Source organism: Fibrobacter sp. UWEL, assembly GCF_900142535.1.
Lineage (GTDB): Bacteria > Fibrobacterota > Fibrobacteria > Fibrobacterales > Fibrobacteraceae > Fibrobacter.
On the sequence record NZ_FRBE01000010.1, the window covers coordinates 20,494 to 45,761 of the forward strand.

Annotated in this window: 25 protein-coding genes; 16 read left to right on the top strand and 9 right to left on the bottom strand. The window is 49.6% G+C overall.

Annotated features, from left to right (window positions below; genetic code table 11):
• Positions 1-9: 9 nt before the first annotated feature.
• Positions 10-1,593, bottom strand: coding sequence for a hypothetical protein (locus BUB59_RS07825; protein ID WP_143160285.1), 1,584 nt, complete (start codon positions 1,591-1,593; stop codon positions 10-12).
• 96 nt (positions 1,594-1,689) lie between these two features.
• Between BUB59_RS07825 and BUB59_RS07830 the strand changes: the two genes are divergently transcribed.
• From BUB59_RS07830 to BUB59_RS07850, 5 genes are read left to right on the top strand one after another with little or no spacing between them, the layout of a single operon-like run.
• Positions 1,690-2,928 carry a dicarboxylate/amino acid:cation symporter gene (locus tag BUB59_RS07830; protein WP_073228139.1) on the top strand — a complete coding sequence of 413 codons (1,239 nt, stop codon included), beginning with the start codon at positions 1,690-1,692 and terminating at the stop codon, positions 2,926-2,928.
• A gap of 14 nt (positions 2,929-2,942) precedes the next feature.
• The gene (locus BUB59_RS07835; protein WP_369806268.1) at positions 2,943-3,530 is read left to right on the top strand and encodes a chromate transporter; all 588 of its coding nucleotides are present in this window, start codon (positions 2,943-2,945) and stop codon (positions 3,528-3,530) included.
• The gene (locus tag BUB59_RS07840; RefSeq protein ID WP_073228141.1) at positions 3,527-4,156 is read left to right on the top strand and encodes a chromate transporter; all 630 of its coding nucleotides are present in this window, start codon (positions 3,527-3,529) and stop codon (positions 4,154-4,156) included. Before BUB59_RS07835 ends, BUB59_RS07840 begins: the two co-directional genes overlap by 4 nt.
• An 8-nt stretch (positions 4,157-4,164) precedes the next feature.
• Entirely contained in the window at positions 4,165-4,791 is a 627-nt protein-coding gene (locus BUB59_RS07845; RefSeq protein WP_073228144.1) for a toxin-antitoxin system YwqK family antitoxin, read from the top strand.
• Positions 4,792-4,802: 11 nt separating this feature from the next.
• Positions 4,803-5,498, top strand: coding sequence for a toxin-antitoxin system YwqK family antitoxin (locus tag BUB59_RS07850; RefSeq protein WP_083540235.1), 696 nt, complete (start codon positions 4,803-4,805; stop codon positions 5,496-5,498).
• A 59-nt stretch (positions 5,499-5,557) separates the two neighbouring features.
• Here the strand turns inward: BUB59_RS07850 and BUB59_RS07855 are convergent, their stop codons facing one another.
• Together BUB59_RS07855 and BUB59_RS07860 are read right to left on the bottom strand one after the other, a co-directional pair.
• Complete coding sequence (locus BUB59_RS07855; protein ID WP_073228152.1) at positions 5,558-6,877, bottom strand: glycosyltransferase; 1,320 nt, start codon at positions 6,875-6,877, stop codon at positions 5,558-5,560.
• A gap of 1 nt (position 6,878) precedes the next feature.
• Entirely contained in the window at positions 6,879-7,340 is a 462-nt protein-coding gene (locus tag BUB59_RS07860; protein WP_073228386.1) for a hypothetical protein, read from the bottom strand.
• 29 nt (positions 7,341-7,369) lie between these two features.
• On the opposite strand from BUB59_RS07860, the gene BUB59_RS07865 reads away from it, so the two are divergent.
• The 4 genes from BUB59_RS07865 to BUB59_RS07880 all read left to right on the top strand — a co-directional run bounded on the left by BUB59_RS07865 (position 7,370) and on the right by BUB59_RS07880 (position 11,494).
• Positions 7,370-9,253 carry a DUF4954 family protein gene (locus BUB59_RS07865; RefSeq protein WP_073228155.1) on the top strand — a complete coding sequence of 628 codons (1,884 nt, stop codon included), beginning with the start codon at positions 7,370-7,372 and terminating at the stop codon, positions 9,251-9,253.
• A gap of 32 nt (positions 9,254-9,285) precedes the next feature.
• Positions 9,286-9,813, top strand: coding sequence for a M48 family metalloprotease (locus BUB59_RS07870; protein WP_143160286.1), 528 nt, complete (start codon positions 9,286-9,288; stop codon positions 9,811-9,813).
• 75 nt (positions 9,814-9,888) lie between these two features.
• On the top strand, positions 9,889-10,884 hold the full coding sequence (locus BUB59_RS07875; protein ID WP_073228162.1) for a hypothetical protein: 996 nt from the start codon (positions 9,889-9,891) through the stop codon (positions 10,882-10,884).
• A gap of 52 nt (positions 10,885-10,936) precedes the next feature.
• Positions 10,937-11,494 (top strand): RBBP9/YdeN family alpha/beta hydrolase, encoded by a 558-nt coding sequence (locus BUB59_RS07880; protein ID WP_073228166.1) that lies wholly within the window; start codon positions 10,937-10,939, stop codon positions 11,492-11,494.
• Between the two features lie 26 nt (positions 11,495-11,520).
• Here the strand turns inward: BUB59_RS07880 and BUB59_RS07885 are convergent, their stop codons facing one another.
• The 4 genes from BUB59_RS07885 to BUB59_RS07900 all read right to left on the bottom strand — a co-directional run bounded on the left by BUB59_RS07885 (position 11,521) and on the right by BUB59_RS07900 (position 16,510).
• The gene (locus BUB59_RS07885; protein WP_073228169.1) at positions 11,521-12,153 is read right to left on the bottom strand and encodes a hypothetical protein; all 633 of its coding nucleotides are present in this window, start codon (positions 12,151-12,153) and stop codon (positions 11,521-11,523) included.
• Positions 12,154-12,396: 243 nt separating this feature from the next.
• Complete coding sequence (locus BUB59_RS07890) at positions 12,397-14,115, bottom strand: cellulase family glycosylhydrolase (protein WP_083540236.1); 1,719 nt, start codon at positions 14,113-14,115, stop codon at positions 12,397-12,399.
• A 144-nt stretch (positions 14,116-14,259) separates the two neighbouring features.
• Complete coding sequence (locus tag BUB59_RS07895) at positions 14,260-15,639, bottom strand: Na+/H+ antiporter NhaC family protein (RefSeq protein WP_073228176.1); 1,380 nt, start codon at positions 15,637-15,639, stop codon at positions 14,260-14,262.
• Between the two features lie 13 nt (positions 15,640-15,652).
• The gene (locus tag BUB59_RS07900; protein ID WP_073228179.1) at positions 15,653-16,510 is read right to left on the bottom strand and encodes an MBL fold metallo-hydrolase; all 858 of its coding nucleotides are present in this window, start codon (positions 16,508-16,510) and stop codon (positions 15,653-15,655) included.
• Positions 16,511-16,566: 56 nt separating this feature from the next.
• Here BUB59_RS07900 and BUB59_RS07905 point away from each other — a divergent pair, with 56 nt between their 5' ends.
• The 7 genes from BUB59_RS07905 to BUB59_RS07935 all read left to right on the top strand — a co-directional run bounded on the left by BUB59_RS07905 (position 16,567) and on the right by BUB59_RS07935 (position 23,311).
• A complete protein-coding gene (locus BUB59_RS07905) occupies positions 16,567-17,499 on the top strand; it encodes a sialate O-acetylesterase (RefSeq protein WP_234979996.1) in 933 nt (310 codons plus the stop codon).
• 85 nt (positions 17,500-17,584) lie between these two features.
• Positions 17,585-19,159: a sialate O-acetylesterase gene (locus BUB59_RS07910; RefSeq protein WP_234979997.1), complete on the top strand. Its 1,575-nt coding sequence runs from the start codon at positions 17,585-17,587 to the stop codon at positions 19,157-19,159.
• A 46-nt stretch (positions 19,160-19,205) separates the two neighbouring features.
• Positions 19,206-19,817, top strand: a complete 612-nt coding sequence (locus BUB59_RS07915; RefSeq protein WP_159433347.1) for a fibrobacter succinogenes major paralogous domain-containing protein — start codon at positions 19,206-19,208, stop codon at positions 19,815-19,817.
• On the top strand, positions 19,817-20,362 hold the full coding sequence (locus tag BUB59_RS07920; protein WP_073228192.1) for a hypothetical protein: 546 nt from the start codon (positions 19,817-19,819) through the stop codon (positions 20,360-20,362). The genes BUB59_RS07915 and BUB59_RS07920 overlap by 1 nt, the downstream gene beginning before the upstream one ends.
• Before the next feature lie 238 nt (positions 20,363-20,600).
• Positions 20,601-21,536 (top strand): hypothetical protein, encoded by a 936-nt coding sequence (locus BUB59_RS07925; protein ID WP_143160288.1) that lies wholly within the window; start codon positions 20,601-20,603, stop codon positions 21,534-21,536.
• Positions 21,517-22,176, top strand: a complete 660-nt coding sequence (locus tag BUB59_RS07930) for a hypothetical protein (RefSeq protein ID WP_073228198.1) — start codon at positions 21,517-21,519, stop codon at positions 22,174-22,176. The genes BUB59_RS07925 and BUB59_RS07930 overlap by 20 nt, the downstream gene beginning before the upstream one ends.
• Before the next feature lie 55 nt (positions 22,177-22,231).
• A complete protein-coding gene (locus tag BUB59_RS07935; RefSeq protein ID WP_073228201.1) occupies positions 22,232-23,311 on the top strand; it encodes a Fic family protein in 1,080 nt (359 codons plus the stop codon).
• A 10-nt stretch (positions 23,312-23,321) separates the two neighbouring features.
• Here BUB59_RS07935 and BUB59_RS07940 read toward each other — a convergent pair whose 3' ends face one another.
• Both BUB59_RS07940 and BUB59_RS07945 read right to left on the bottom strand, forming a co-directional pair.
• A complete protein-coding gene (locus BUB59_RS07940) occupies positions 23,322-24,563 on the bottom strand; it encodes a DUF763 domain-containing protein (RefSeq protein ID WP_073228205.1) in 1,242 nt (413 codons plus the stop codon).
• Between the two features lie 33 nt (positions 24,564-24,596).
• Complete coding sequence (locus BUB59_RS07945) at positions 24,597-25,247, bottom strand: DJ-1/PfpI family protein (protein WP_073228208.1); 651 nt, start codon at positions 25,245-25,247, stop codon at positions 24,597-24,599.
• Between the last annotated feature and the right edge of the window lie 21 nt (positions 25,248-25,268).

Genomic DNA, 25,268 nt, shown 5'->3' on the forward strand with positions numbered 1-25,268 from the left:
GCGCAAACTTTAAGTCGGGTACAAAAATGCGTTCTTTAGATCCTTGGCGCTGTTGCTTGGGCCTGAGGAAGTTTCGCTGGGGGTAGAGGCGTGGGTGGCGTTGTAACGACGATCCCCGTCTGCAAAATTGAACTTCCAGTGATTATTGGTGTGGGAGGAATACTTCATCCCTAGTGGGGCGAACAGGTCCAGGTTTCTTTCCAGATCGTTGCTCTTCATGGCGTTCATGAGATCTGCCTTTAGTTCCTTATAATTCTGGAAGGCGCGCTCTGCGTCGGGATTTGCCTTGATGATGGCGGTCCATAGGTCGATGGAGCGATTGCCATAGGAATTGCTCTTGCTGGGCGTTTTCTCGATGGCCTTGTGGATTGCGCTGAAAATGGCAATCACAAATTCATCTTCAAATTTCTCGTTCTCGCTGGGGGCGGTAAGGAGGCCGCCGGACATGCCGTTGCTTGCCTTGCCCAAGCGCCCCTTCAGGGAGATGACCTTTCCCTCGGCTTCCTGCAGTTTTAACTGGAGGCAATCTCGCTCATCCTGGATCTTGGCGCAGGCGGCGCGAAGTTCGTCGTTCTCCTTGTCGAAATCTTCGCAGAACTTGGTGAACTTTTCGTCGGCATTCATGTTGGCCCGCTTATCGGCCTGCTTCATGCGCTTCTTGAGACGGTCAATTTTGTCCTTCAGTTCGTTATTGGACTTGATGAGAGTCTTTTTGCCATTTTGCTGTTCACGATTCAAGCGCTGGGATTCTTCCAGACGGTCGGACAGTGCGTTGTTCTCGCAGAGGGTTTCCTCGAGACTTTCTTCCAGTTCTTTAATTCTGGCCTGCAGTTTAGAATAATCGCTGGCGGAATAATCGCCTGCGGAATATTCATTGGGTGAATAATCATTGGGGAAATATTCGGTGGGCGAATGTTGGATAGCGGGATATTGGTCGGAGGAACATTCCAAAGTGGAATTGTCCGCCGCGGATTGCTCCTGCAAGGAATGTTCTTCCGGCAATTGTTCTTTTGTTGATTGTTCCCCTACGGATTGTTCCACGATGGAAATCCTTAGGTTCGTTTCGTTCCTGGCAATTCGATCCCACAGGGCGCCTCGGGCTCCTCTCAGGTAGACGCTCTGGGGAATTTCGCCAAAGTGGAGCTTGGGACATGTGGCGGAATCTTCCGTGGAGAATTCCTGAAGCTGGTGGTGGAGGGAAAGGTACGTGCCCTCCATTTTACCGCCGTATGCAAGGTCCAGCGTCGTGAATATATCCGCCTGGATGTTCCCCTCCGGAAGACGGGTTGCCATGAATCTCAGGTTGACGACGCTTCCGTCCTTCTGATTGAAATTCCGGTCCAGTCCCAAGAAGTCCAGAGGGATTTCCTCTGTATGCTCCTGGTTGAGAATGCTCCGGATGATTCCTTCCGAATATTCATATTGTTGTTGCTGGCATAGCCCATCGGCCTGTAGGAATTTGCGGACCCTTTCCAGAAGGGGCCATCGGCATTGGCGATCCAGCTGCTTGCACCATGGGCTTAAACATTTGGAAATGAGCACTTCCCAGGGAATGTTTCGCAAGGTGTAATGGCTGACAAGTGTAATTGGCATAGGGTCCTCGGTTGTTTCTTCTTATCTCTATCGGGATTGTCGGGTAAACTGTCAACTAATCTTTCTAAATTTCCTCCCAAAATTAGCGAGGTTAGCATGACGCAAAATTCCGAAACAAAGAAGGTCAAGTCCGTTAAGAAAACGCAGGTCATTGTCTGGATCGTTGCCCTGATTGTGGGTGCCCTCTTGGGGCTGATTCAGTCCGAAGGTCTCCAGAACCTGATTAACTTCATTGCTTCTGTTTATACTCGCCTGTTCCAGTTTGTGGCGGTACCTACCATCGCACTTGCCCTCATGACTACTCTTTCTGCTCTTGGCGTGCAGAAGAATACGGGCAGGATTTTTGGACGTACCATCATTTACACCTTGCTGACCACCTTTGCGGCCGCATTTGTGGGTCTTCTCCTATACAAGATTATCGGTCCTGCAAACTTGCCCATGGATCTGGTCAGTGGCGGCGCTGCCGAAGTTCCTCAGAACTTGAGCGCCATGAGTTACTACGATCACTTCTTGAGCGTTGTTCCCAACAATGTGGTGCAGCCTTTCCTTAGCGGTAATGTGCTGGGTATTTTGATGGTGGCTGCCGCAGTGGGCCTTGGTCTTGCATTCATGCCGGAATCCGAAAACAAGCATGCCCTCATGAAGGTGGTGCTTGGCCTTCGCGAATTGCTGTTCACCTTGATTCGTGCTCTTGTGTGGGCTTTGCCCCTTGGCGTTGTGGCTTTCGCTGCCCAGCTTTCCGCACAGGTGAGTGCCGGCGTTGTGGTTGGCTCCCTGGGTAAGTATCTTGCGGTGGTCATGGGCGGTAACGCCGTGCAGTTCCTCATTGTGCTGCCCCTGTTCCTGCTGGCTCGCGGCCTGAATCCCATTCACGTTCTCAAGAAGATGAGTCCCGCTGTCATGATGGCTTTCTTCACCAAGAGCTCCGCTGCCACACTTCCTGTGACCATGCAGTCCGCCGAAGATAACCTGAAGGTGAATCCGGAAGTTTCCCGCTTTGTGCTCCCCATTTGCACTACCATCAACATGAACGGTTGCGCTGCTTTCATTCTGGTGACCAGCCTTTTCGTGATGCAGAATAGCGGTGTGGAACTGACCCTCGGCACCATGATTACCTGGGTGTTCATCTCTGTACTTTCCGCAGTAGGTAACGCAGGTGTTCCCATGGGCTGCTATTTCCTGACCCTCTCCCTGATGGTGGGCATGAACGCCAATATCGGTGTCATGGGTGTAATCCTTCCGCTGTATGCTATCATCGACATGATTGAAACTGCAGAAAACGTGTGGAGTGATTCCTGCGTCTGCGCTATGACCAATAAGGATTTGAGCAAGTGAACGTCTACTTGGACATGTTCCTGACCTTCTTTAAGATCGGGCTATTCACTATTGGTGGTGGATACGCCATGATTCCGCTGATCGAGGCGGAAATCATCGAGAAGAAGAAGTGGGTAGGGAAGGAAGAATTCCTGGACCTGATGGCCGTCGCCCAGAGTTGTCCCGGCGTGTTTGCCATTAACATTTCCATCTTTATCGGTTATCGTCTGCGAAAAGTGAGGGGCGCTGTTTTGTGCTGTATGGGGACGGCGCTGCCCTCCTTCATTATCATTTTGCTGATCGCATTGTTCTTCCATCAGTTTAAGGATAACGAGATTGTGGCAGCAGCATTCCGAGGCATTCGCCCTGCTGTTGTTGCCCTCATTGCGGTACCTACTTTCAACCTGGCGAAAAAGGCAAAACTGAATCGTTATACCTTCTGGGTTCCCATCGTAAGCGCCTTGCTCATTTGGCTGTTGGGTGTTTCTCCCGTCCTCATTATCATTGCCGCGGGTGTTGTGGGGTATCTGGTTGGTCGCCGCGGTACTCGCAAGGCCCATGAAGTGGCCAAGATCATGGATGAACAACGTAAGGCTGAAGAAAGCGTGGAGGAAGAAAAATGATCTTTTTCCAGCTATTCGTTACGTTCTTTAAGATTGGGCTGTTCGGCTTTGGGGGCGGCTACGGCATGCTTTCCCTGATTCAGCAGGATGTGGTTGTAAAGCATCCCTGGATGAGTTCTGCAGACTTCACGGACATTGTGGCTATTAGCCAGATGACCCCCGGTCCCATCGGAATCAATTCCGCCACTTACGCCGGCTACACGGCTTTACAGAATACTGGCGCGGATCCGCTCACTTGCATCTTGGGAAGTGCGGTGGCCACCTTCTCTCTGGTGTTGCCCTCCCTCATTTTAATGCTTCTCATTAGCCGCTTCTTTATGAAGTACGCCGATCATCCTAAGGTACGCGCCGTGTTCGATGGCTTGCGCCCCGCGGTAGTGGGCCTGTTGCTTGCCGCAACCCTCGTGCTGATGAATGCGGAAAATTTCGGCAATCCCTTTGTGGAATTGTTTGGCCGCCCCATGGGTGGCGATCCTGCGCAGACGAAGCAGTTCCTTGTGGGGCTGGTGTTGTTCGTCGTGACTTTTGCCCTGACGAAGGGTATTGCGGTTGGAAATCGCAAAATAAAAATCGGCCCCATCAAGATGATTGTCTTTGCCGCAGTTATCGGCGCCCTTTTCCTATAGGAGAAAATATGAAAAAATTGCTTATTGCTGGATGCTTCGCTCTTGCTGCGTGGTGTCAGGCAGAATCCCTCATTCCCGAAGGCGATTCCTGGCGCGAGTCCGGAGTCAAGGAAGGAATCTGGGAAACTTACTATGACAACGGCGCTATCGAAAATAAGGGCGTCTATTCCGACAACAAGATGAACGGTCTGTTCGAATCCTTCTACAAGAATGGAAAGCAGCAGAGTAAGGGCGTCTTTGACAATGGCCGCAAGCAGGGCCTGTTTGAATTTTTCTATGAAAATGGAAATGTACAGTCCAAGGTCACCTACAGTAGCGATTCTCGCGAGGGGCTGTACGAAGAATATTTCCAGAATGGCAAGCTGAAAAAGAAGGGCGCCTACAAGGACGACCGTGAAGAAGGTATCTGGGAGAGTTATTACGACAATGGCCAGCTGGAAAGCAAGGGCAGTTTCCAGAATGGTCGTATGGAAGGCGCCTACGAAGCTTATTACAGCACCGGCAAGCTGAAGGAAAAATGCACCTACAAGAACGGCAAGCGTGAAGGTGCCTACGAATCCTACTACAGCACTGGCAAGGTTCGTTCCAAGGGCTCTTACGCCCCTAACAAATCTCTTGGATTCTTTGGACTGTAGGAGACGACCACATGAAGAAAATTTTATTACCTCTCGTACACTTGTCTCTTGCTGGGTTGTTCCTTGTGGCCTGCGCTGGCCCCCAGAAGTCTACCCCGGGCATTAAGAATAATGATGTACCCAAGATTCCCACTATGGATGCAAAGGTCGCTCCTGTAGACACTGCCGCTGTGGATACCATCGGCGTAGACATGGAACCTATTGCGGATACTATTTCTTCCATTTTCATCAAGAGTAATGACGTTAGCCGCGCTCACAAGTATGTGGATGAGGGCACCCGCGAAGGCGTGTGGGAAACTTACTACTCCAACGGCAAGGTGGCTGCCAAGGCCAATTACGTGGAAGGTATTCTGGAGGGCATTTTCGAGGTGTTCTATCCCAACGGAAATCCCAAGGAAAAGCTGGCCTACATTCACGGCCTTCGTGAAGGTGTATCCGAAGCCTATTACGAAAATGGCAAGATCAAGTCCAAGGGTTCCTGCAAACACAACAAGCTTTACGGCAACTGGGAAACCTACTATGAAAACGGCAAGCTGGAAAGCCATGTGGTTTTCGATGAAGGTTTTCCTAACGGACAGTACGAGGAATTTTATCCCAATGGTCAGCTGAAGCTTCAGGGCAATTACGTCCAGGGCAAGCGAGTGGGCCTGTGGAACGAATACCACGAAAACGGTAAGCTGAAAAAGAAGATGACATACCGCCAGTAGTATCTGCTAGTATTGAAAAAGGCTTCGCATCAGCGAAGCCTTTTCTAAATCCGGATGGTTTATTTTTTGCAGACTTTGTTGTAAACTGCAATCTGACGTTCAATGATTCCGTCCCAGGTAAAGCATTCTGCAATTCTCTTGCGGGAACCTGCCAGCAGGCTTTCCACCAGGGCGGGGTCATCAGCTAGACGCTTGAATGCATCTGCTAAAGCCTTAGGATCCTTCTCGGGAACCAGGATGCCGGACTGACCATCTACGACCACGTCGGGAATGCCGCCCACGTTACTTGCCACGATGGGGAGGTTCAGTTCCATAGCCTCAATGAGCACAACGCCCAAGCCTTCCGTGTCTCCCTTATGGTCCACAATGGCGGGCAGCGTAAAGACGTTGGCGTTCCTGTATTCCGCTTCCAGTTCTTCCGGAGAAAGCTTTCCCGTAAAGATGATTTCGCAGGGACCCAGTTCCCTCGACTCCGCTTCGCTCCGCTCGGGATGACATGGATTTTCGAATTCGTCGGAGGCCATGACTTCGCGGGCCTGTTTCTTCAGGTCTTCCGTCAGGTCGCCCACGCCAACGATGCGGATCTCGAATTTATCGACAGGCAGGTACTTGGCTGCTTCAATGAGATAGCAGATGCCCTTACGTTCGATGTGACGGCCTACAAAGAGGATCTTGAACTTGCCATTCACCGGATGCATTCGCGATGCTAGATCTCCTTCGACAAGCTCAGGACAAGCTTTCGACTCCGCTGCGCTACGCTCAGGATGACATATGGATGCATCACTGCCTAGGGTAGTTCCATAGGGGCTCCACTCTACGTTCACGTCGCGAAGGGCCTTGATCTTACCTGCGGTAAAACTGCTGTTCGCAAAAATCCCTTGCGCTTGACCTATGGCGAATTTCAATAAGGGACGTACCCATTTCTTCTTTCGAATCAGGAGCAGTTCCGCTCCGTGGAAATTCAGCACCAGAGGAATTCGGAAAAGTTTTGCGGCGCCTAATGCGATGTATGCATGAGGGAAGGGCCAGTGGGCGTGAATGACGTCCGGCTTCCACTTGCGGCACAGTCGGATGCACTGGAAAAATCCGTTGATGATGTAGGGAATTGCCAGGAGCTGCAGCCAAGGCTTCGAGGCCATCTTGCTGGGGGCGCCTTCTTCGTGAGTGAGCATTTCCAAGCTTGCTGGTGCATAGCGGAAACGGTTCACGGGGACGCCGTCAATAACGTGGCTCTTTAAGCCCTTGTAGGTGGGGGCTAAAACCTGTACATCAATGCCCGCTTTCTTCAGGTGGGCGATGGAGGCGCGCAGCCAAGGTACTTCCGCATCCTCATGGAAGCGGGGATATACCGATCCAATGACCAGAACTTTTTGGACCATCTTAGAGAATGGGCTGTACCAAGTCGCCGAGTCCAGCATTCTGGATGCAGGCGGGGTAGAGAATAGGCTTGATAGAATTCATCAGGAAGTCGTCGGCCTTTTCAAAGCCTTCGGTCTTTGCCATCTGCAGAATACGTCCACGGACTCGTTCCCAGCCCTCGATCTTGGAGTCCAGCAGCAGCATGCCGATACCGGCCTGGTTTTCCAGGAATCCGATAATGTCGCTACCGCGGTTGCTCTTGTGCAGGGATGCCAGGAAGATGCTCCAGAATTTCAGGTTGTCTTCCTCGGAACCCATGGCGTTCTTGATGGCTTCAAAGTCCAGCTCAACGTACACGAAGGAGCTGGTGTCCTCATCACTGCGGATAATTTCTTCCTGGCAGCGTCTTTCAAATATTTCCTCGGTGTAGATGGAAATATTATACTTGCCTTTTCCTATCAAATTGAAAAGCATTTCTTTCATACGCATAGAATTTAGTCTATTTTTGAGGCATGCAAAGACTGCTGAAGTTGAAAAAAGTATTGAAGAATAGTGTTTTGGCTGCCTCCGTGGAAAATTTCAAGGCAATCAAGGCGGCGACCTCCAAGTATCGTGCTCTGACGGCCGAAGAAATCCAGGTTCTTGAAAAGAATGGGAACCGTTCGGAATCATGGTCCAGAGTTTTTGTGGAACAGGATTTTGATGCTAATCGAATTCATCGCTCCACTTTCGCAGGTGAAGTTTACCTGCCCCGATTCTTCGGTACTTTGCTTCTGCCCGGTGACGTGTCTTATCCCACCGGCATCTATGAAAGTCTTGTTCACAACAGCATTGTGGAAAACGCTCTTATCTATCGTGTATCCATGCTGTCCAACGAACTGATTCGCTGTGGCGCTGTGGTGCATAACGTAGGTTCCCTGGTGAGCTCCGGCAAGATCAACTACATGATTGGCACCTCCATGAACGTGGGTAACGAGATGGGCGGTCGTTCCATCCTGGTGTTCCCGGAATTGACTACGGAGTTGGTGGACCTCCAGCTTTTCCATAAGGCTGATGCTGAAGTGGGGAATGCTTTTGCAGAACAGCTGAAAATTTATCGCGATGAAATGGCCTTGCCCTTCGGTATTGTGGGGAAGGGTGCGGTAGTATCCAACACCAACATCATTCGTAACAGCTGGATTGGCGCCCATGCCCGTATTGAGGGGGCCTCCAAGATTCGTAACTCTGTGGTCATGAGCTCTCTGGAAGAATCCACCCATGTCTACGATTCCGTGATTCTTGAAAATTCCAATGTGCAGATGGGCGTGAAGATTCACACCGGCGCAGAAGTTCAGGGCTCTGTCCTCATGACCCGCACCAAGGTTTGCTGCAAGGCTATTGTGAAGTCTTCTGTTATTGCACCCTGCTGTCATATTGAAGAAGGTGAAGTGAACAGTTCCTATATGGGACCTATGACCCAGATGCATCATCACTCTCTGCTCATTGCAGCCCTGTGGCCCGAAGGATGCGGCAACCTGGGTTATGGCGCCAACGTGGGTAGTAACCACACGGGACGTATGCCGGACCAGGAAGTGATGCCGGGACAGGCCATGTTCTTTGGCCTGGGCGTAAACATCAAGTTCCCTGCCAACTACCGCGAGTCTCCCTTCACCTTGATAGCAACTGGTGTTACCACCATGCCCCAGCGTTTGAAGTTCCCCTTCTCTCTGGTGCGCCCCGGTGACCCGCAGCTCAATGGCGTTCCTGCTCGACTGAACGAAATTGTACCGGGGTGGAATTACGCCTGCAATGCTTACGCTCTGGATCGCAACGCCTACAAGTATTCTGTCCGCGGTAAGGGCGTGGTGCCTGCTACGTTCTTCAACATCTTCAATCCTGAAACCGTGCGTTGTGTTTACGATGCCTACTGCCGCCTGCAGGTGGCAACCATTCGTGACGTGTATACCAAGGAACACATTGACGGCCTGGGCGAAAACTTCTTGCGTGAACGCGTCCGTCAGCAAGCGCTCCACACGTACTCCGAATATCTGGAACGCTACGTGCTGGAAAGTATTATCACCATGGTGGTAAACGACGTGAACTTGCTTGCCCAGCCTGTGAAGGAACTGCGCCGCTTGATTACTACTGAACTGAATAAGGATGTGGTTCGCGTGGTGCCGCTGTCCGATAGTTTTGAGGATCTGGTCAAGCGTTACCGCCAGCTGGAAAAGGACTGGTTCGAACGTGTGTCCCACGGTCTGGACAAGGACAACGATCGCGGTCGCAAGATCTTTGACGACTACGATGACGCTCATCCTATTGACAAGGGCTTTACCGAATGGGAGAAGGCCCGTGTGGAAGAAAAGTTCCGTAAGCTTACTTCCGTAGCGAAGGGCGCTAAACCTGAAAGCGTCTGATGGATTCCATAGTCTGGTTATCTTTTTTGCTTTTGGTTGAAGTTCTGGGACGTATCGTCCTGGAAGTGAGAGAGTGCCGCCTGACACAGCAGGGTGGTGGTTTCTGGATGGTCCTGCGAATCATCCCGCTGGTAAACGATTTGGTCCCGCTGCCGGAAAACCGCAGGGAGCCCGTGGTAGGCAACTTCGTGAAACTTCACGAAGAAGGCCACCAGAAGCTCCATCACGCCACTTTACGCAATACCCTCAAGGTGTTGCTGCTCCTTCTGGCTTTAGGCTGGATTGTATTCGTCACCTTCCAGTTTGCCTGCCCCCTCTGGGAAGCCTTCCTGTGGCTGCATGTGGTGGCCATTCCCGGCAGGATGTTATTCCATGGCTTCTGCTGGAATCAGGAATACGAAGCGGATACCTACGCTTTCCGCCAGCTGGAAAAGAAAATCGCGAAGAATGCCCTGCGGGAACTGACTGCTTGCGAAATCCCCCACACAAAGCTTTTCGCTTTAATCTACCGCGAACATCCCACCGCCGCCCTCCGCCAGAAGAAACTGCATCTCAAGTAAGTTCGCTGAGCATAGCCGAAGCGGACAGATTTTTAGATGGTGAAATTTGTATATTCCTTGGGCAAAGAGGTTTTTATGTCTCACAGACTTTGTTCCCTTACGAAAATTTATTGCCTTTTAATTCTAGCTCTTGTTTCCGCCGCTGGGGCCTTTGATGTTAGTGTCAATGCCAAGGTGGACAACGCCCAGGTTTTTATCGGTGACCGTTTCAATTACGAAATCGCCGTGACTGCTCCGGAAGATGCCATTGTGGACCTGCCCAGTTTCGTGGGGAACCTGGGTAGCTTCGAAGTAAAGGAAATCGTCAACGACCGTATTACCGAAGGCATGCCCAAGGGGACTGCGAAGTTTGTTTGGCAAGCAACTCTCAATACGTTCATTAGCGGCGACTTTATGATTGCGCCCCAGCAGGTCACTGCCGTGGTGGGCTCCGACACGGTACGCACCAATACGGATCCTGTTGCCGTGAAGGTCGCCACTCGTACCACTGGCGAAGAAGAAGACATTATCGAGGTGGAAGATCCTCTGGATGATCCGCGCATGCCTCAGTGGGTGATTGTAGCCTCCATCGTTTTGGGCGCCATCATCCTTATTCTCCTGGGCATGTTCCTTCATCACAAATTCCGCAAGGTGGGTGCCGCTCCCCAGTTGCCGCCTTACGAAGAAGCGGTTCTTGCCCTTAAGGAACTCCGCGGTAAGAATTATCTTGCAATGGGCGATCAAGCCAGCTACTTTATGGGTGTTGGCGTCATTGCCCGCCGTTACATCGAACGTCGCTTTAGCGTTGATATTCTGGATGCTACCGTGGCTCAGCTCAAGCAGCGTATGTCCCAGGTTTCTGGCCTGCCGCAGGCTTACAAGGAATCTGTTATCACGCTGGCTGTAGAAACGGAACCGGTAAAGTTCGCCAAGATGAAGCTTGATGGTGAACGTTGCAAGTTCTGGGACGAGTGGGCCGATCGCCTGCTGGAAGACACCAAGCCCACTCCCGAAGAAGAACAGGCCAAGAAAGAAGCTCTGAAAGCCGCCCTCAACGACGTCAAGGCCGCCAAGAAAAAGAAGAAGAAATAATCCTGCATGTCATCCTGAGCGGAGCGCAGCGTAGTCGAAGGATCTAGCAAAAATGCATCATCTGATTGTCCCTGGTTTAAATAATTCCGGTCCCACCCATTGGCAAAGTTTCTGGGCAAAGAGCCTAGAAGATGCAAGCCGTGTTGTCCAGCGCAATTGGGATGCCCCTCAGAAATCTGAATGGATTGAAACTTTGGACGAGGCTGTTTCCAAGCTGGAATCCGACACCATTTTTATTTCCCACAGTCTGGGCGTGGTGACCACCGTTCTCTGGCTCACAGAAATTTTTGGACGCACAGGTGCCGCTGCAAATCCCAAGGCTCATTTCATCAAGGGCGCCTTCCTGGTTTCGCCCAGCGATGCGGACAATATCGAGATTATCAACAATTTCGCTCCCATGCCCTTGAAAAAGTTGCCTGTCCCCGCTTGGGTGATCGCTAGCGAGGACGATCCTTTTGTGACCATGGAGCGTTCCAAGTTCTTTGCCAACGCCTGGGGCGCACACATCGAAAGCGTAGGCTGCCTGGGCCACATTAACGCCAAGTCAAATCTAGGCGAATGGGAGCAAGGCCGCAAGCTCCTGGCTGAATTCGAAAAGACTCTTCTTTAAATAAAGCTCTGCTAGAATATAGCTTGCTATTTTGATACACCTTTGTAGATGGACTTACCCGCTTCATAGACGGCGGTTCCCATATACACAAAAGGAGTGGTAATTTTTTCTACTGTATTAAGGACTTCTATAGTGGTTTCCAAAACATTAATAAATTGTCTCGGTAGAGCATTCCGTTCCCGGTCCATATCTTTTTCATGAGGATCCCGCTTATCCTTTTTACGTTCCTTCATTTTCTGTTCACGGTCCCAGCTAGCCTCGGTAATGGGGCAATCATCGGTACAGCTATAAATCTTCACAGGTTTTTGCACAGCTTCGGGAGCATCTGGAATCCAGCAATGGCGTTTATCCTTTTTCCCCTTGCGGCCCTGAACCTCCGTTGTCTTACAATACATGGTTAGGGAATCCTTCCCCACATAAAATTTTTCTGCACCTACAGTATCAACGTCTGCAATTATGTCGTCAAGTCCTGCATTCTGCGCTTTGGCAATTAAGGGATTCTTTTCGAAATAAAAGGGCGTTTCAGAATTATGTCCAAAGTTTGAAATCGAATCTTCCGAGACTTGACTTGGATGGAATACAAGTTGAGCACTGCTGTTCGCCACAAAGCAGAACAGACATGCACAAGACATTGCAAATTTGACGTAGAACTTTTTCATAAACTAACCCCGATAATTCAAATATATATTTTAAAGCTCTGCTAAGCGCACGTTTACGCCTAGCAGAGCTTTAAACAAAAAAACGGTCGGCGCTCCAAAGAGGGCCGACTCGTTTCTATCTCTGCGGGACCCGCAGGTCCTGCGTTCCGGTTTACATCCGGTCTATGTGTATAATATACGGCTCAAACCCGCTATGGTCAAGAGGTTGAGCCGTAAATCATTATTCCAAGATGGAATTGAAGCTTACTTCAAGGCGATGTGCTTTACCATGCTCTTGGAGCCTGCCTTGATTCGAACGATGTACTTGCCATTGGAAAGTGCTTCAAGAGATGCGGTACCGCTAATGTTGCGGAGGCTCATCATGGGACGACCCTGCATGTCAAAGACATCCACGTTGGCGGTGGCGCCTGAGATCTGCAGCATCTTGCCGTGAACACTGACGTTGAAGTTTGCACTTGCAACATCCTTCAAGGCGAGCGTTGCGCTGCTGGATTCCGGAGTGTTGCCCGGAACGGCAGAGCTGGAGCTGGGAGTAATTCCCGGACCATCGAAGAATCCGTTACCTGCGTCATAGTGGATGGTCAGCTTGCAAGTGTTGTCGTAGGCATAGCTGCTGCCATCGGAAGCTTGGATCCCGTTGTAGTAGGCAACGCACTTGCCAGTAAACTTGTCGTAGCACTGACCATCGCAAGATCCATTCTGCTGGCTATTGGAAGAGGCGGGTTGCACGGAATTGCTGGAGCTTGCTTGCTGCTGGCTGCTGGAAGAGACTGTCGCAGCGCTGCTGGAGGAAACCGGGTTCACGGAGCTACTAGAAGCGGGCTGCTGAACAGAGCTAGAGGACTTGGTGTCATTGCCCGGATTAACAGAAGGTGTAGTAGAGCACTTGGTGTAGCTGGTGGGATTGCTTGCCAAGTAACCCTTGACTAGAGAGCCCGATGCGGTATATTGTAGAGCATTCTTGTTAGAGCCGTTAGCGAATGCTGCGGTGCCTTCGTCGAAGTGGCTTGCGCTCCAGTTTGCCCAGGAAAGCTTATGGGTGTTCAGGAAGGTTTGCCAGCCCGCGTTGTTGGAACCGGGAGTTCCCTTACCGTCGGAATTGCCGGTACCCCATTCAGATACGAAAACGGAGAGACCTGCGTTCATGGCCTTGACGGTCTTGGTGCCTTCGCAATCTTCATCCCAGGTTTGTCCGTTGTGGTCGGCGAAGGTGCTGTGACTGCCTTCGTAGCAATGGGAATTTGCGTAATAATGCATGGTGTAGGCAACGTTACTGCCAGTGACTTCGCTGCCGATGGCGTCGCTAGGATTCTGGTCCCACTTGCGGTTTCCCACCAGAATCAGATTGTCGGAGTACTTGCGAATTTCGGCCACGATTTCGTTGGCATAGTTCTTGATCAAGTCCCAGGAAATATCCTGCGGTTCGTTGAACACTTCGAAAATCACGTTGTCGTACTTGCCCCACTTCTGGGCCATTTCACCAAAGAACTGCTTTGCGCTTGCAGTCTGGGTGTGTGCCACATGGGAATGCCAGTCGATAATCACGTAGATGTCGTTGTCGATGGCGGCCTGCACCACAGTATTCATCAAGTTCTTCTGGAAATCGGGATCGTTCTGGTAGCCCTGCAGTTTGTGGCCTTCCCAGGAGGAATTCCAGTATTCATCGCCCGTTGCCATGGCTGCGCGGACAATCTGGATCTTCATATCCTTCACCATGGTGGAAACGCCTGCGGCGCTCCAGTATTCAACTGCTTCGGGAATCAGGCTCCAGTATAGGCTCATGCCGCGGACCTGAACTTCCTTGCCGTCCTTGACACCTTCGCAGGAGCCGTAGATCTGGCCCTTGCCGCTGGAATTCTTGCCGGTAATCAGCTGGCCGTATTGACTAACGGGACCAACAACGCTTGCAGCGTATGCGCTCATGCACGTCGCCAAAGTAAGCGAACCAATAATGTGTTTCATCAAACATCCTCTAATTAGTGTGCGAACACACCAATCCCATCGTAAGTATAAACTTAACCCCGTAAAAATCGCTTTTTTTCAGAGGCCTGGAACCGAAAAGAACTGAAAACAGGGTGAAACTGTAACAATTGTTTGCGTTCTATCTTACTTCTTCTTCCTCTTGGGTGAAATGGCGATGAATCCCAGCACGCTGATCAAGAGCAAGAATGGGTAGAACATGTAGGGGATGATGTCGAAGGCGCTGATGTTTTGCACGGTGACGCCGGCGGCGGCCTGAGCGGCTGCAGCGGTAGCTACTGCGGAGAGGGCCACTAGCATTTGGGCGCCATAAGGGAGCAGGCCCTGCACGATGCATCCGAAGATGTCCAGGAGCGAAGCGGTCTTTTGGGGAGAGATTCTGTACTCGTCACTCATCTGCTTGGCGATGGGAGCCGCCATAACGATGGCTACGGTGTTGTTTGCGGTGGCGATATCCATGGCGCTTACCAGAAGGCCTACGCCCAACTGGCCGCTCTTATGGCCCTTGAAAACCTTATGGATAAAATCCAGCAATGCGGCAAAGCCTCCGTGAATTCGGATGAGTCCGCAAAGGGCGCTTACGAGAACTGCTACCATGATGGTTTCGTACATGCCGGAAATACCGTTGCCGATGTTTCCCAGCAGGCCCACGAAATTCAGGTTTCCGCTGCCCACCATAATGACGGCTGCGGCAACGATGCCCACCAGCAAAACTGCAAAAACATTGATGCCGGCCAGAGCCAATGCAAGAACCAAAACGTAGGGTACCAGCTGGATCAAGTTGTAGTCACCGGTAACGACCGCGTGGGCGTCCGTCGCGAAAGAGATGGCGGTGATGATCACAATGGCTGCCAGGGCCGCAGGCAGTGCGATCCAGAAGTTCACCTTGAATTTGTCCTTCATGGCGCAGCCCTGTGTGGATGTTGCCGCGATGGTGGTGTCAGAAATAAAGGAAAGATTGTCGCCGAACATGGCGCCGCCAATGACGGAAGCTACGCAGAAGGGAATGCCGAAGCCTGCAGCACCCGCCACTTCAATAGCAATGGGGGAGACCACTGCGATAGTGCCTACGGAAGTTCCCATGGCGGTAGAAACGAAGGCTGCCACCACGAACAAGACTACCACTGCAAACTGCGACGGGATAAAGTCCAGAAGCAGGTAAGCAGCGGCACTTGCGCTAGAGCGCCCCAGGATGCCTGCGAAAATACCGGCGCACAGGAAAATCAAAATCATGAGGAAGATGTTGCGATCGCCCAGGGCGCCTGCCATCACGTTCATCTTCTTGTCGAAATTCAGTTTGCGGTTCTGGATGCACGCCACAAAGATGGCCACCAAGAAAGCCGCCACAATGGGGATGTTGTAGAATCCCATGGGCACTTTTAGAACATATTCAAAAGTGATACCCATGCCCAGATAAAGGACCAGGAATACTGCGATTGGTAAAAGGGCCTTGGGGTTACCCTTGATATTTTCAAGATTGTCGAGAGAGATACTTTCTTTGTTCATTTCTTTTCCTTTTTCAAACCTCAATTTCCATGCCGGTGTACATTTGCTCTGCGCGGTCGCCTAGGACTTCGTGGAGAATTTCGTAGGCGTGATCGCCGGTGCAGTGGCCGGTGTAGATTTTTTGAACGTCTAATTCGCGGAGGCGTTCTGCGAAGGCCCGCACTTGAGAATCCGATGTGCGGTACAAGTGGAACCCGCCCAACATGGCGTAAATCTTCTTGCCGGGAAATGCGACTTCAATTTCCTTCACGATGTTGTCTGCGCCACCGTGACTGCAGCTGTTCATGATGAATAAACCGCGGGGAGTGTCAAATACAAGACTTTGCTCGTGGTTAAAACTATCGGGACGGTACTTGCCGTTCACTTTGACGGAGAGCCCGTTACGTGCTGCGATTTCTGCGCGGTCCTCGGCACTAAAAACAAAATCATTATGACCCACTAGAAATACGCCTGGTAGGATTTCTGCGGTGCCGCTTGCAAACTTGATGCGTCCTGCGTAACGCTTGAGCCAGCCGCGGCGTATGCCGATGTATTCCTGATAGGTGAAGAACTTCAAAAACTTGTGTGTGTGGTAACAGTTCTCGCCGGCGCTTTCCCGCAAATAAAATGGGGCGTGGGAATTTGCCTCGAAGAATTTTTCCATCCCGTTGGAATGATCGAAGTGGGCGTGACTTAACACTCCAACGTCCACAGTGGACAAGTCTACCTTCATGGCGCCTGCGTTGGCTGCGAATGCAGCCGAGGCTCCAGTATCCAGCAAGATCCTCTTGCCGTTAAACTCAATGAAAGCGGAGAGGCCCCATTCCGGCTGCAAAACCTCACAGGATTCCCCTGCGGATTTAAGGTTATCGATCAACACTTGTATTTTCATCCTGCGTAATTATAAAAATCAACGTTCGTAAACTTTTTTTAAGGTATATTTAAAGCATGGTCAGGATGATGAAATTGATCGTTTTCGCTGCGATTGCCGCTGTGTCTGCGGTGTGGGCTGAGCCTGACCCGAATTTTCACATCTATATTGCCTATGGCCAATCCAATATGGAAGGCTGCGGTTCTCCCGTAGAAGAAGATGAAATTGAACATCCCCGCTTCAAGATGTTTGCCACCCAAACATGCAGTAGGCTTAATCGCGACGTGATTGGGGACGTGTATCCTGCTATTCCGAGCTTGTTTAAATGCGGCAATGGTGTATCCATTGCGGATTGGTTTGGCCGCACTCTGGTGGATAGTCTTCCTGATGTGACCATCGGGATTGTCCCGGTGGCTGTAGGGGGCGCCTCCATTAAGTTGTTCGATAAGGACCAGTACGCCGATTATATTCCCACCGAAGATCAGGATTTCCAAAGGCGAGTGAGGCTGTACGCAGAAGATGGAAATATACCCCAGCTTCTCGTGGATCTTGGCAAGAAAGCCCAGGAATTAGGTGTCATCAAGGGTTTCATTTTCCATCAGGGTGAAACCGATGGGATGAATCCTGATTGGCTCGAGACGGTTCGAAAAACTCGTTACGATCTTTTGGAGGCGCTGGGGTTAAGTGCGGATTCGGTTCCCTTTATTGCAGGCCAACTCTTGCGCAGCGGTATTGCGTATCCCGGTCAAGTTGATAGACTTCCTCGCGTTATGAGAAATGCTTACGTAGTTTCTTCTGAGGGGCTAGAAGGGCAGGATGAATACCATTTCAATCGAAATGCCGTGGTGGAATTTGGCAAACGCTATGCTTTGAAAATGCTGGAAACTATGGCTCCCGAGGAACCTACCAGAATTGCCGTTCAGAGAAAAAATGTGGGTTATCCGTTAAAATTAGGTAAAGGCCGGGCTTACGATATCATTGGTCGCCTAGTTCAACCGAAAGCCCGTTGACAAATTGTCAAAAGAAGTATCCATATATATGGAACATTTGGCCCTAAAAAGGGGTATACTTATGGTACGTTGTATGGGTAATAATATGAAAAAACAGTTTTTCTCGATTCTCGCGGGTCTGGGACTTGCCGCTTCCGTGGCTAGCGCCGCTCCCGATCCTAATTTCCACATTTATCTGGCCTATGGTCAATCCAATATGGGCGGCACCGCAGACGCTCAGGCTTCTGATAAGGTGGAACATCCCCGTTTCAAGATCATCGCTTCCCAGAAGTGTTCCGGTAAGGGTCGCAACACTCTTGGCGAAGTTTATCCCGCTGTGCCGTCCCTGTTCAACTGCGGCAACACCATTTCTGTGGCGGACTGGTTTGGCCGTACCATGGCGGATAGCATGCCGGATGTGACTATCGGTATCGTGCCTGTAGCTGTGGGGGGCGCCTCCATCAAGTTATTCGACAAGGATCAGTACGCCTCCTATCTTTCCACTGCGGAAAGCTGGTTGCAGAATTATGCCAAGGAATATGAACCCAGCGGAAATGTTCCGCAGGCGATTATTGATTTGGCAAAGAAGGCCCAGGAAGTGGGCGTCATCAAGGGCATTATATTCCATCAGGGCGAAACCGATGGCGGCTATTCCGACTGGCCGAAAATCGTCAAGAAGACTCGCGACGATTTCCTCTCCGCTCTGGGCATGAGCTCTGATTCCGTTCCCTTTGTCGCTGGCGAATTGCTGCGCACGGGCTGCTGCTATTCCGATCGCGTTTCCAAGCTTTCCAACACCATGGACAATACCTACTTTGCATCTTCTGAAGGTTTGGAAGGTAACGGAGTGGATCGCTATCACTTTGGCCATGACGCCTATGTGACTATCGGTAAGCGTTATGCAGAACAGATGCTCAAGGCCATTAACCGCGCTCCTGTTGTGCCTGAACCTCAGACTCCGTTTAAGGGTGAGGCTGCCTCCATTCCGGGTAAAATCGAAATGGAAGATTTCGACATTCCGGGCGTAGGCAGTGGCAATGATTCCTACAAGGAAAATGATTCTAAGAACAACGGCGACAGCGACTACCGCAAGGATACAGGCGTTGACCTTTACCAGAAGGGCGACAAGATTGTGGTGGGCTACAACCAGGAAGGCGAATGGCTGGAATACACCGTGAAGGTGGCTGAAACTGGCGAATACAACATGTATGCATCTGTAGCTTCCGCAAACAATACCTCCAGTTTTAAACTCTCCATGGATGGCAAGGATATTACCGAGTCTATCGCAGTGCCCAAGAACGAAGGGGAAAATAATTACGATGACTTTAGTAAAGTGACCGCCAAGGTGAACCTCACAGAAGGCGAACACATCCTCCGCTTCACTGTTACCGGCAGCTGGATGGACATCGACTACATCACGTTTGCCCTGCCTGATGATCCGATTGATCCTGTTCCTCCTGTCGATTCTGTTGAAACCGGCGATGGAATTACCCGTGGTGTTGCGCTGAATTCTACGGCTCTCAAGGATTACCGCGTGTTCAATATGATGGGCAAGGTTCTTGGATCTGTGAATGTGGCTGGTGGCGCCTACGAAACTGGCCTTAAATCCGCTGGATACGACAAGGGCGTTTACCTGCTGCAATCCGCAGACGGTATCAAGCAAATCGTCCGTTTGAAGTAAATTTTTATATTGATGTACGATGCTCAAACTTCGTACATCTTTTTTTATGGTCCTCCTGATGTGTCTGCACGTATTTGCGCAGGACGTCTTGAAAGATTCCCGCGATAATCAGGAATACAAGACTGTACGAATTGGCGCGCAGGTTTGGATGGCTGAAAACTTGAGTTACGCCGCCGAAGAAAGCTGGTGCTACACTCGCTTTAATTATGACTGCCGCAAGTACGGGCGTTTCTATAACTGGGACGTTGCGAAGGACGTGTGCCCCGCTGGCTGGCACCTGCCCACTGCCGCAGAATTTGAACAACTTTTTGCAGACGTAGGCGGTCGCGATTCCGCTGCCGTCAAGTTGAAATCTACTGAGGGCTGGAGCCATTACGGAAACGGCTCCGATGACTTCGGCTTCAACGGGACTCCCTCGGGCTTCCGCGATTACCGCGGCCGCTTCGATCGCCAGACCATGTACGCATACTTGTGGAGTGCCACGGAAGATGGTGCAAGTTTATCGGGAGCCGCGCAGGGCGAGAACGTTGCCGCACCGCAGAAGTCTGCCGCAAAAAAGGCTATCGGCGTCCACATGATGGCTGGCCGCAAGGACGTTTCCGTTTACCCTTACGCAAAAGACTTCGGGCTGTCTGTCCGCTGCGTGAAGGATGAATAATGAAGAAGTTCTTATTAGTTTTGCTATTTGCTTCAGCGAGTCTATGGGCTGCTGATGGGCATAGCATAAGCGTAAGCTATGGTGTCATGAATGCCTATAGCTGGTCTGTTGCTTTCGGGAAAGCTGCTGCAAGTATATTTGGTGTTGAAGAACCGGATGAAAAAGTGGGACGTCTATCAGCTAGTTCCTTCAATATCGCTTATGGATTTGAACTGACGGATTTGTTCGAAGTAGGTGGAATTCTTTCTTACACCTATATAGCGGATGGGCATGATATTCACACCATCACTGTGATGCCCAAGGGTAAATTCAATTGGATTAACAAAACGGATTATCGCTTCTATTCTCAAATAGCATTAGGTGCCATGTTCTTCTTAGGAAGTGATCAGAAGGGTTCTTCCTCATTAGAAATTAATGACGATACTGCGTTTATGTTTCACGCGTCTTTGCTGGGATTTGAATTCGGTGACGATATTTCGTTCTTCTGCGAACTAGGCGTAGGCCAGGCCGGCATGTTCGCTGGTGGTGTGAAGTTTAAACTGTAACTCCTTAAACCGTCTTGCCGCCCCACTCTTTGGGGCCTTTTACATTCATTTTGATTGGAAATGATGCTGAATCGTTGAAAATTGGATAAAAAATAATTTGTAAATACAATTTTTGCAAAAATTGTATTTACTCTTTGTGGAAAAATGTTATATTTGCATTTGAGCGAGTGCTTCGCTCTGTCATTAAAAAAGCAAACCGGCGATTGCAGTCACCGGTTTGCTTGCAAAGGAGTCTGCAATGGCAGATTATGGTTCTTTATTTCCTTCAACAAGTTCTCCCGTACCAAGTGACGTCACTTACGTCAGTGGGTTTCGTCCGTCTCAAGGAGTTGGAAGACTTTCACCTTCTTGTTCGTTGGCTCGTTATCTCCCTGTACCGGAAAAGCCTGTGTTTGACCAGTATTTGCAATCCATTCAAGAAATGGAAAAATTGCCGGTAGTATATTCGTGGGAAAAAGATTGGCAGCGGAAGAAGGGCTTGGAGTTGTTTAAGGTTCTTCGTGATTATGGTGGCTACGATGGTCTTAGTTGGATGCTGACTTCGGGGGCTGCTAATAGGTTATTGAATTATAATATACGTCTAAAACATTCCTCTTACCCATCTAGTTTTTCCCGCGGAGGAAAATTTGAAAATATGCAGCTTCCTGGAACAAGCATTGTGTTAGATGTCCCGCATTTTAACGCAGCCATAAGCAAGTATCTGGATGATGCCAACGATGATGCAATTATTCCTTCGGAATGGGCCAGCTGGGCTGGGGATATGTTTACGTATGCGAGGCGCTTGCAATATATTCAAGACATCGCCAAAATTCCGATGGATAGTGTTAGGGCCATAGCCAATAAATACATTGGGGGAGACGACGACTCCTTAAGTCAAAGTTTTGGCTCAAAAGATTTCTATGCAGATGTTGATGCTCGCAACGTTGCCCATCTTATAAAACGAGGTCGGTCGCCGTACGAGGCGATGAACGATTACTACCGTAATCAAAAATTTGGTAGATTTAACTTGTTCGTTCATTCGTACGGAAGCTGGAAGAACTTTGTGGATAAAGTGAATTCGCACTTTTTCTTTCCTATCACTCCGACGGTGAACCCGATTTTTGTAGATGTGGCAAAAAAAGCGTTTATACAAAGGATTCAGAGGGAGCTTTTTCATGAATTGGGGATGGATTAAATACCCTATTATTGCAGTTACAATTGTTGTTGTTTATGCTTCTTATGAATTGGTGGTCTGGAGAAATCTGGCTCTGGACCACTTTTTATCTGAATCTGTAACCGTACATGAATTTGGTGATTTGAAGGTCGTTGAGATTATTGATGAGGAGGGCCTTTATAAAAAGGTTCTCAATCGTCTTTTTTACAAGTATGAGAGTGAAAGTAAATACAAAGCCCTTGATGTGCCTGCAGGTAAAGAGGCCGACATGGTTCACCTTCAATTTTCAGGATATGATTATCTTTTGGTTAAGGACGTAATGATGACTATTTCGGGGGATCGTAGTCTTTATGTTTATCCGAAGATTTTTATTCTAGAACCAGGTACCCAGGACTCATTGGCTGTCCTGATCCTGAATAATGATCCTGCTGCGGAATATTCTAGGGAGGAGGGAGACGAACGTCCTCACATTGTTCATTGTGAATTTAAAATACGTGCGGACTGGGGCTCGGGACCATCGAGAAAACGTCAGATGAAGATTCAGCAGGAACAAAGGCAAAAGTACCTAGATAAAAAAATGAAAGACCCTGCTTTTATTGAGGGGTTGTCTTCTGTTTTTAATTACTTGAATGTGGATAAATCCTGCCTTATTGGAAAGTGAGTGTAAATATGTTCACTTTCTTTAAAATACAATTTAATGTATTTTTGTATTTACTATGAAAGAGCCCTTTAAAGCCGAGTTTATTGAGTCTGCGTTGGAAAAGCTGGACAAGCGGGAATACTTTGACGAGCTTATTGATGCTACGTCTCATATGGGTATTTATTTGACGGCTTTGAAAAGGTCTATTGCCGAGGAATCCTGCACTCGTTCTATGCTCTGGAAAGAAAACTTTCATTCCACCAGCATGGAGGGTACTTGCACTAGCCTTGAGGAATCCTTAGAAAATAAGGCTGCGAACGAGACTAGCACGAATAATAGGGACTTGGAAAATTATACCAACGCCTTGAATAGAGGCGTATCCTATTTGATTCGTGATGGCAGATTCAGTGAAGAAATGATTCTTGAAATGCATCGGATCTTGCTTAGTGGTGATGTGCACAAAACTTCGGAAAATACAGGCCGATATCGAACAAAGCAAAATTACATCAAGGATGAGGCGACCAAGGATGTTTCGTTTACGCCTCCTGCACCGGCAAATGTCAAGAAGCTGATGGATAACCTTATTGGCTATATGAACAATCCGTCTCCTAAGCAACGTAACCTTGTGAATGCGGCTTTGATTCATGCGCAATTCGAAACTATTCATCCATTTGAGGATGGTAACGGACGTATCGGCAGAATGATTATTGTTCTGTACCTTTTTTACACTCATGAAATAGATCGCTTGTATTTGTTTTTGAGCGAGGCTATTGAAAAGGAAAAGTACAGGTATTACAAGTTGTTGAACGATATCCGCAGTAATGGGGCCTGGAATGAATGGGTGAAGTTCTTCCTGGATATCGTGGATAAGCAAAGTGTCAAGTATAGCGAAAATATCGCCAAGATTGAAAAATTGTATGCTCGTAGTACTCAGGTGATTGATGAGAAGTGTTCGTCAAAGATTGCTAAACAAGTCTTTGAATGCTTCTTCAAGATGCCTATACACACTACTAAGTCCATTGCAAAAGAAACGGGGCTTTCGAATACCGCCATTAATCGTGCGCTAGATAAGCTCGTAGAATTTAATCTTGTGTTTAGTAATCAACAAAAAAGAAATACGCTGTACGTATTTTATGAATTGATGGATTTGATTTAGCGCCTGCTTTTTAAACCGTCTTGCCGCCCCACTCTTGCGAGTGGGCTTTTTCATGCTCAAGTGTTTTTTCGAAATCTGCGAGAGGTTCGCAGTCTCTTTCGATGGCTAATTGCGTTGCGTGAAGGCGGTTGAGACAATCCATTTTTTCGCGGTCGCCAATTTTGGCGTGCTCGATGGCGCCTTGTAATACGCGAATGGATTCGTCATAAACGTATGTAGGAACAGGGAAGGGATGGCCATCTTTTCCGCCGTGGGCGAAGGAATAGCGGGCAGGGTCCCTGAAGCGGGAAGGCGTTCCGTTGATGACTTCACTGACGAGAGTCAAGGATTGCAAAGTGCGGGGGCCAAGTCCTGGCGTAAGCAAAAGGCTTTCAAAATCTTTCGGGTCGGATTCGTAGGCGGTTGCAAGAACTCCACCCAGGCGTTTTAAGTCCACATCTTCTGCGTGGACATCATGGCGGTTCGGCATAGTGCAATCGCGAGAAGAATTTGCGATAATAGGCGCAAACAAATCCATTTGCGGTGAAACAATCACAGAAGAATTGGGTGCCACAATCTGCTGGATTTCGCGCATCATCCTGTCGGGATTTTCGTGAGTCAATTCCAGAATGGAGTTTCGCGTATTGCGCGCGTCTTGATGGGTCAAATTCAGAATCTGTCCGCGGTTTTCGCCCACCACACCTGCGTGGGGCTCTTCCACAAAAGATCGCAAGTTGGAGGAACACCAGTGATAACGTCGGGCCAGTTTTGCATCGGTGTTCATGCCCTGCTGAACAACTGCCCAATCCCCTTCGTCAGTAACTATAAAATTGTGCTGGTATAGTTGGAAACCGTCTTGGACCGCAGTGTTGTCTACCTTGGCGCAAAGACAGCTGGTGCGCTTCAGGTAATATCCGTCCACGCCAGTTTTATCCGCAATCTGCAGCAGTTCCGTGGGTGTTTCCCGCGAAAATTTTCCGCGGCCGCCGCACACGTAAATCCCCAAGTCGCGTGCAATCGGGTTCAGCCCACGCTTCAATGCGTACATCACGCTGGTGGTAATTCCCGAGGAATGCCAATCCATGCCCATGACCGCACCGAAGGATTGAAACCACAGCGGATCGCTTAAACGTACCAGGAATTCCCTCTTGCCGTAATTCTCCACGATGGATTCGGCTATAAGCCTGCCTAAATCTCGCATACGGTCGGCAAGCCAACGGGGAACCGTCCCCGTATGCAAAGGCAAGTTGGCTACACCGGTACGCTTAGGCATGATTATTCTGCGCGTTTCACCTATATGAGGTTGCTATGCACGACTAGCTTGTACTGCGTTCATCAATGCAAAGAACGCTTCTGCTTTTCCGGTGCTAAAGTATTCGTACCAGGCAGTGAGTGCATCGGGAGCAAAAACGCCAAGGTGTTCAATAATAAGTTTTGCCCAAAGCAGCCCGCTTGTCGCGCTGGCGGTAAAGAGGTGCGCGTTGTTAGGTGCAGTTGCCATGACGGCCGCTTCATCCACGTAGAATTCCTTGCCCTTGTAAGTGGGGCAGAACATATCTAAAAAGCCGACGCCGTTGCTGGTATGTTTGATGTTGTCCAAAATTCCAGCGCTTGATAGGGCCACGGTTGCTCCGCAAATGGCGCAAACATCAGCGCCTGCGTCCAGAAAATCCTTTGCCTTGCCGACGATTGCAAAATTCTTCGGGTCTGCCCATGCGTCGGAACCAGGCAAAATCAGCATATTGTCCTTGCTGATTTCAATTTCGTCTAATGCACAGTCCGGCGTAACTGTGAGTCCGCCCATTGTCTTGATGGAGTCCTTCGTGGCACTCACTGTTTTTAGGACAACCTCAGGGGCGCCAGCCTTGAAAAATCGTTTGGAGTTCAGCTCCGCCATGACATTGCCTGCTTCCCAGTCGGCCATGGTATCCATCACGTATACATAGATTGTTTTCATGCAATTCCTCTTTTGCTATGT

Bases quoted from the DNA above. Each gene is read 5' to 3' on its own strand.
- BUB59_RS07940 (WP_073228205.1), bottom strand. From the start codon at position 24,563: ATGCCTAAGCGTACCGGTGTAGCCAACTTGCCTTTGCATACGGGGACG.
- BUB59_RS07865 (WP_073228155.1), top strand. From the start codon at position 7,370: ATGCAAAGACTGCTGAAGTTGAAAAAAGTATTGAAGAATAGTGTTTTG.
- BUB59_RS07935 (WP_073228201.1), top strand. From the start codon at position 22,232: ATGAAAGAGCCCTTTAAAGCCGAGTTTATTGAGTCTGCGTTGGAAAAG.
- BUB59_RS07890 (WP_083540236.1), bottom strand. From the start codon at position 14,115: ATGAAACACATTATTGGTTCGCTTACTTTGGCGACGTGCATGAGCGCA.
- BUB59_RS07825 (WP_143160285.1), bottom strand. From the start codon at position 1,593: ATGCCAATTACACTTGTCAGCCATTACACCTTGCGAAACATTCCCTGG.
- BUB59_RS07910 (WP_234979997.1), top strand. From the start codon at position 17,585: ATGAAAAAACAGTTTTTCTCGATTCTCGCGGGTCTGGGACTTGCCGCT.
- BUB59_RS07925 (WP_143160288.1), top strand. From the start codon at position 20,601: ATGGCAGATTATGGTTCTTTATTTCCTTCAACAAGTTCTCCCGTACCA.
- BUB59_RS07880 (WP_073228166.1), top strand. From the start codon at position 10,937: ATGCATCATCTGATTGTCCCTGGTTTAAATAATTCCGGTCCCACCCAT.
- BUB59_RS07875 (WP_073228162.1), top strand. From the start codon at position 9,889: ATGTCTCACAGACTTTGTTCCCTTACGAAAATTTATTGCCTTTTAATT.
- BUB59_RS07855 (WP_073228152.1), bottom strand. From the start codon at position 6,877: ATGGTCCAAAAAGTTCTGGTCATTGGATCGGTATATCCCCGCTTCCAT.
- BUB59_RS07885 (WP_073228169.1), bottom strand. From the start codon at position 12,153: ATGAAAAAGTTCTACGTCAAATTTGCAATGTCTTGTGCATGTCTGTTC.
- BUB59_RS07930 (WP_073228198.1), top strand. From the start codon at position 21,517: ATGAATTGGGGATGGATTAAATACCCTATTATTGCAGTTACAATTGTT.
- BUB59_RS07845 (WP_073228144.1), top strand. From the start codon at position 4,165: ATGAAAAAATTGCTTATTGCTGGATGCTTCGCTCTTGCTGCGTGGTGT.
- BUB59_RS07835 (WP_369806268.1), top strand. From the start codon at position 2,943: ATGTTCCTGACCTTCTTTAAGATCGGGCTATTCACTATTGGTGGTGGA.
- BUB59_RS07900 (WP_073228179.1), bottom strand. From the start codon at position 16,510: ATGAAAATACAAGTGTTGATCGATAACCTTAAATCCGCAGGGGAATCC.
- BUB59_RS07840 (WP_073228141.1), top strand. From the start codon at position 3,527: ATGATCTTTTTCCAGCTATTCGTTACGTTCTTTAAGATTGGGCTGTTC.
- BUB59_RS07905 (WP_234979996.1), top strand. From the start codon at position 16,567: ATGGTCAGGATGATGAAATTGATCGTTTTCGCTGCGATTGCCGCTGTG.
- BUB59_RS07920 (WP_073228192.1), top strand. From the start codon at position 19,817: ATGAAGAAGTTCTTATTAGTTTTGCTATTTGCTTCAGCGAGTCTATGG.
- BUB59_RS07945 (WP_073228208.1), bottom strand. From the start codon at position 25,247: ATGAAAACAATCTATGTATACGTGATGGATACCATGGCCGACTGGGAA.
- BUB59_RS07850 (WP_083540235.1), top strand. From the start codon at position 4,803: ATGAAGAAAATTTTATTACCTCTCGTACACTTGTCTCTTGCTGGGTTG.
- BUB59_RS07860 (WP_073228386.1), bottom strand. From the start codon at position 7,340: ATGAAAGAAATGCTTTTCAATTTGATAGGAAAAGGCAAGTATAATATT.
- BUB59_RS07915 (WP_159433347.1), top strand. From the start codon at position 19,206: ATGGTCCTCCTGATGTGTCTGCACGTATTTGCGCAGGACGTCTTGAAA.
- BUB59_RS07895 (WP_073228176.1), bottom strand. From the start codon at position 15,639: ATGAACAAAGAAAGTATCTCTCTCGACAATCTTGAAAATATCAAGGGT.
- BUB59_RS07830 (WP_073228139.1), top strand. From the start codon at position 1,690: ATGACGCAAAATTCCGAAACAAAGAAGGTCAAGTCCGTTAAGAAAACG.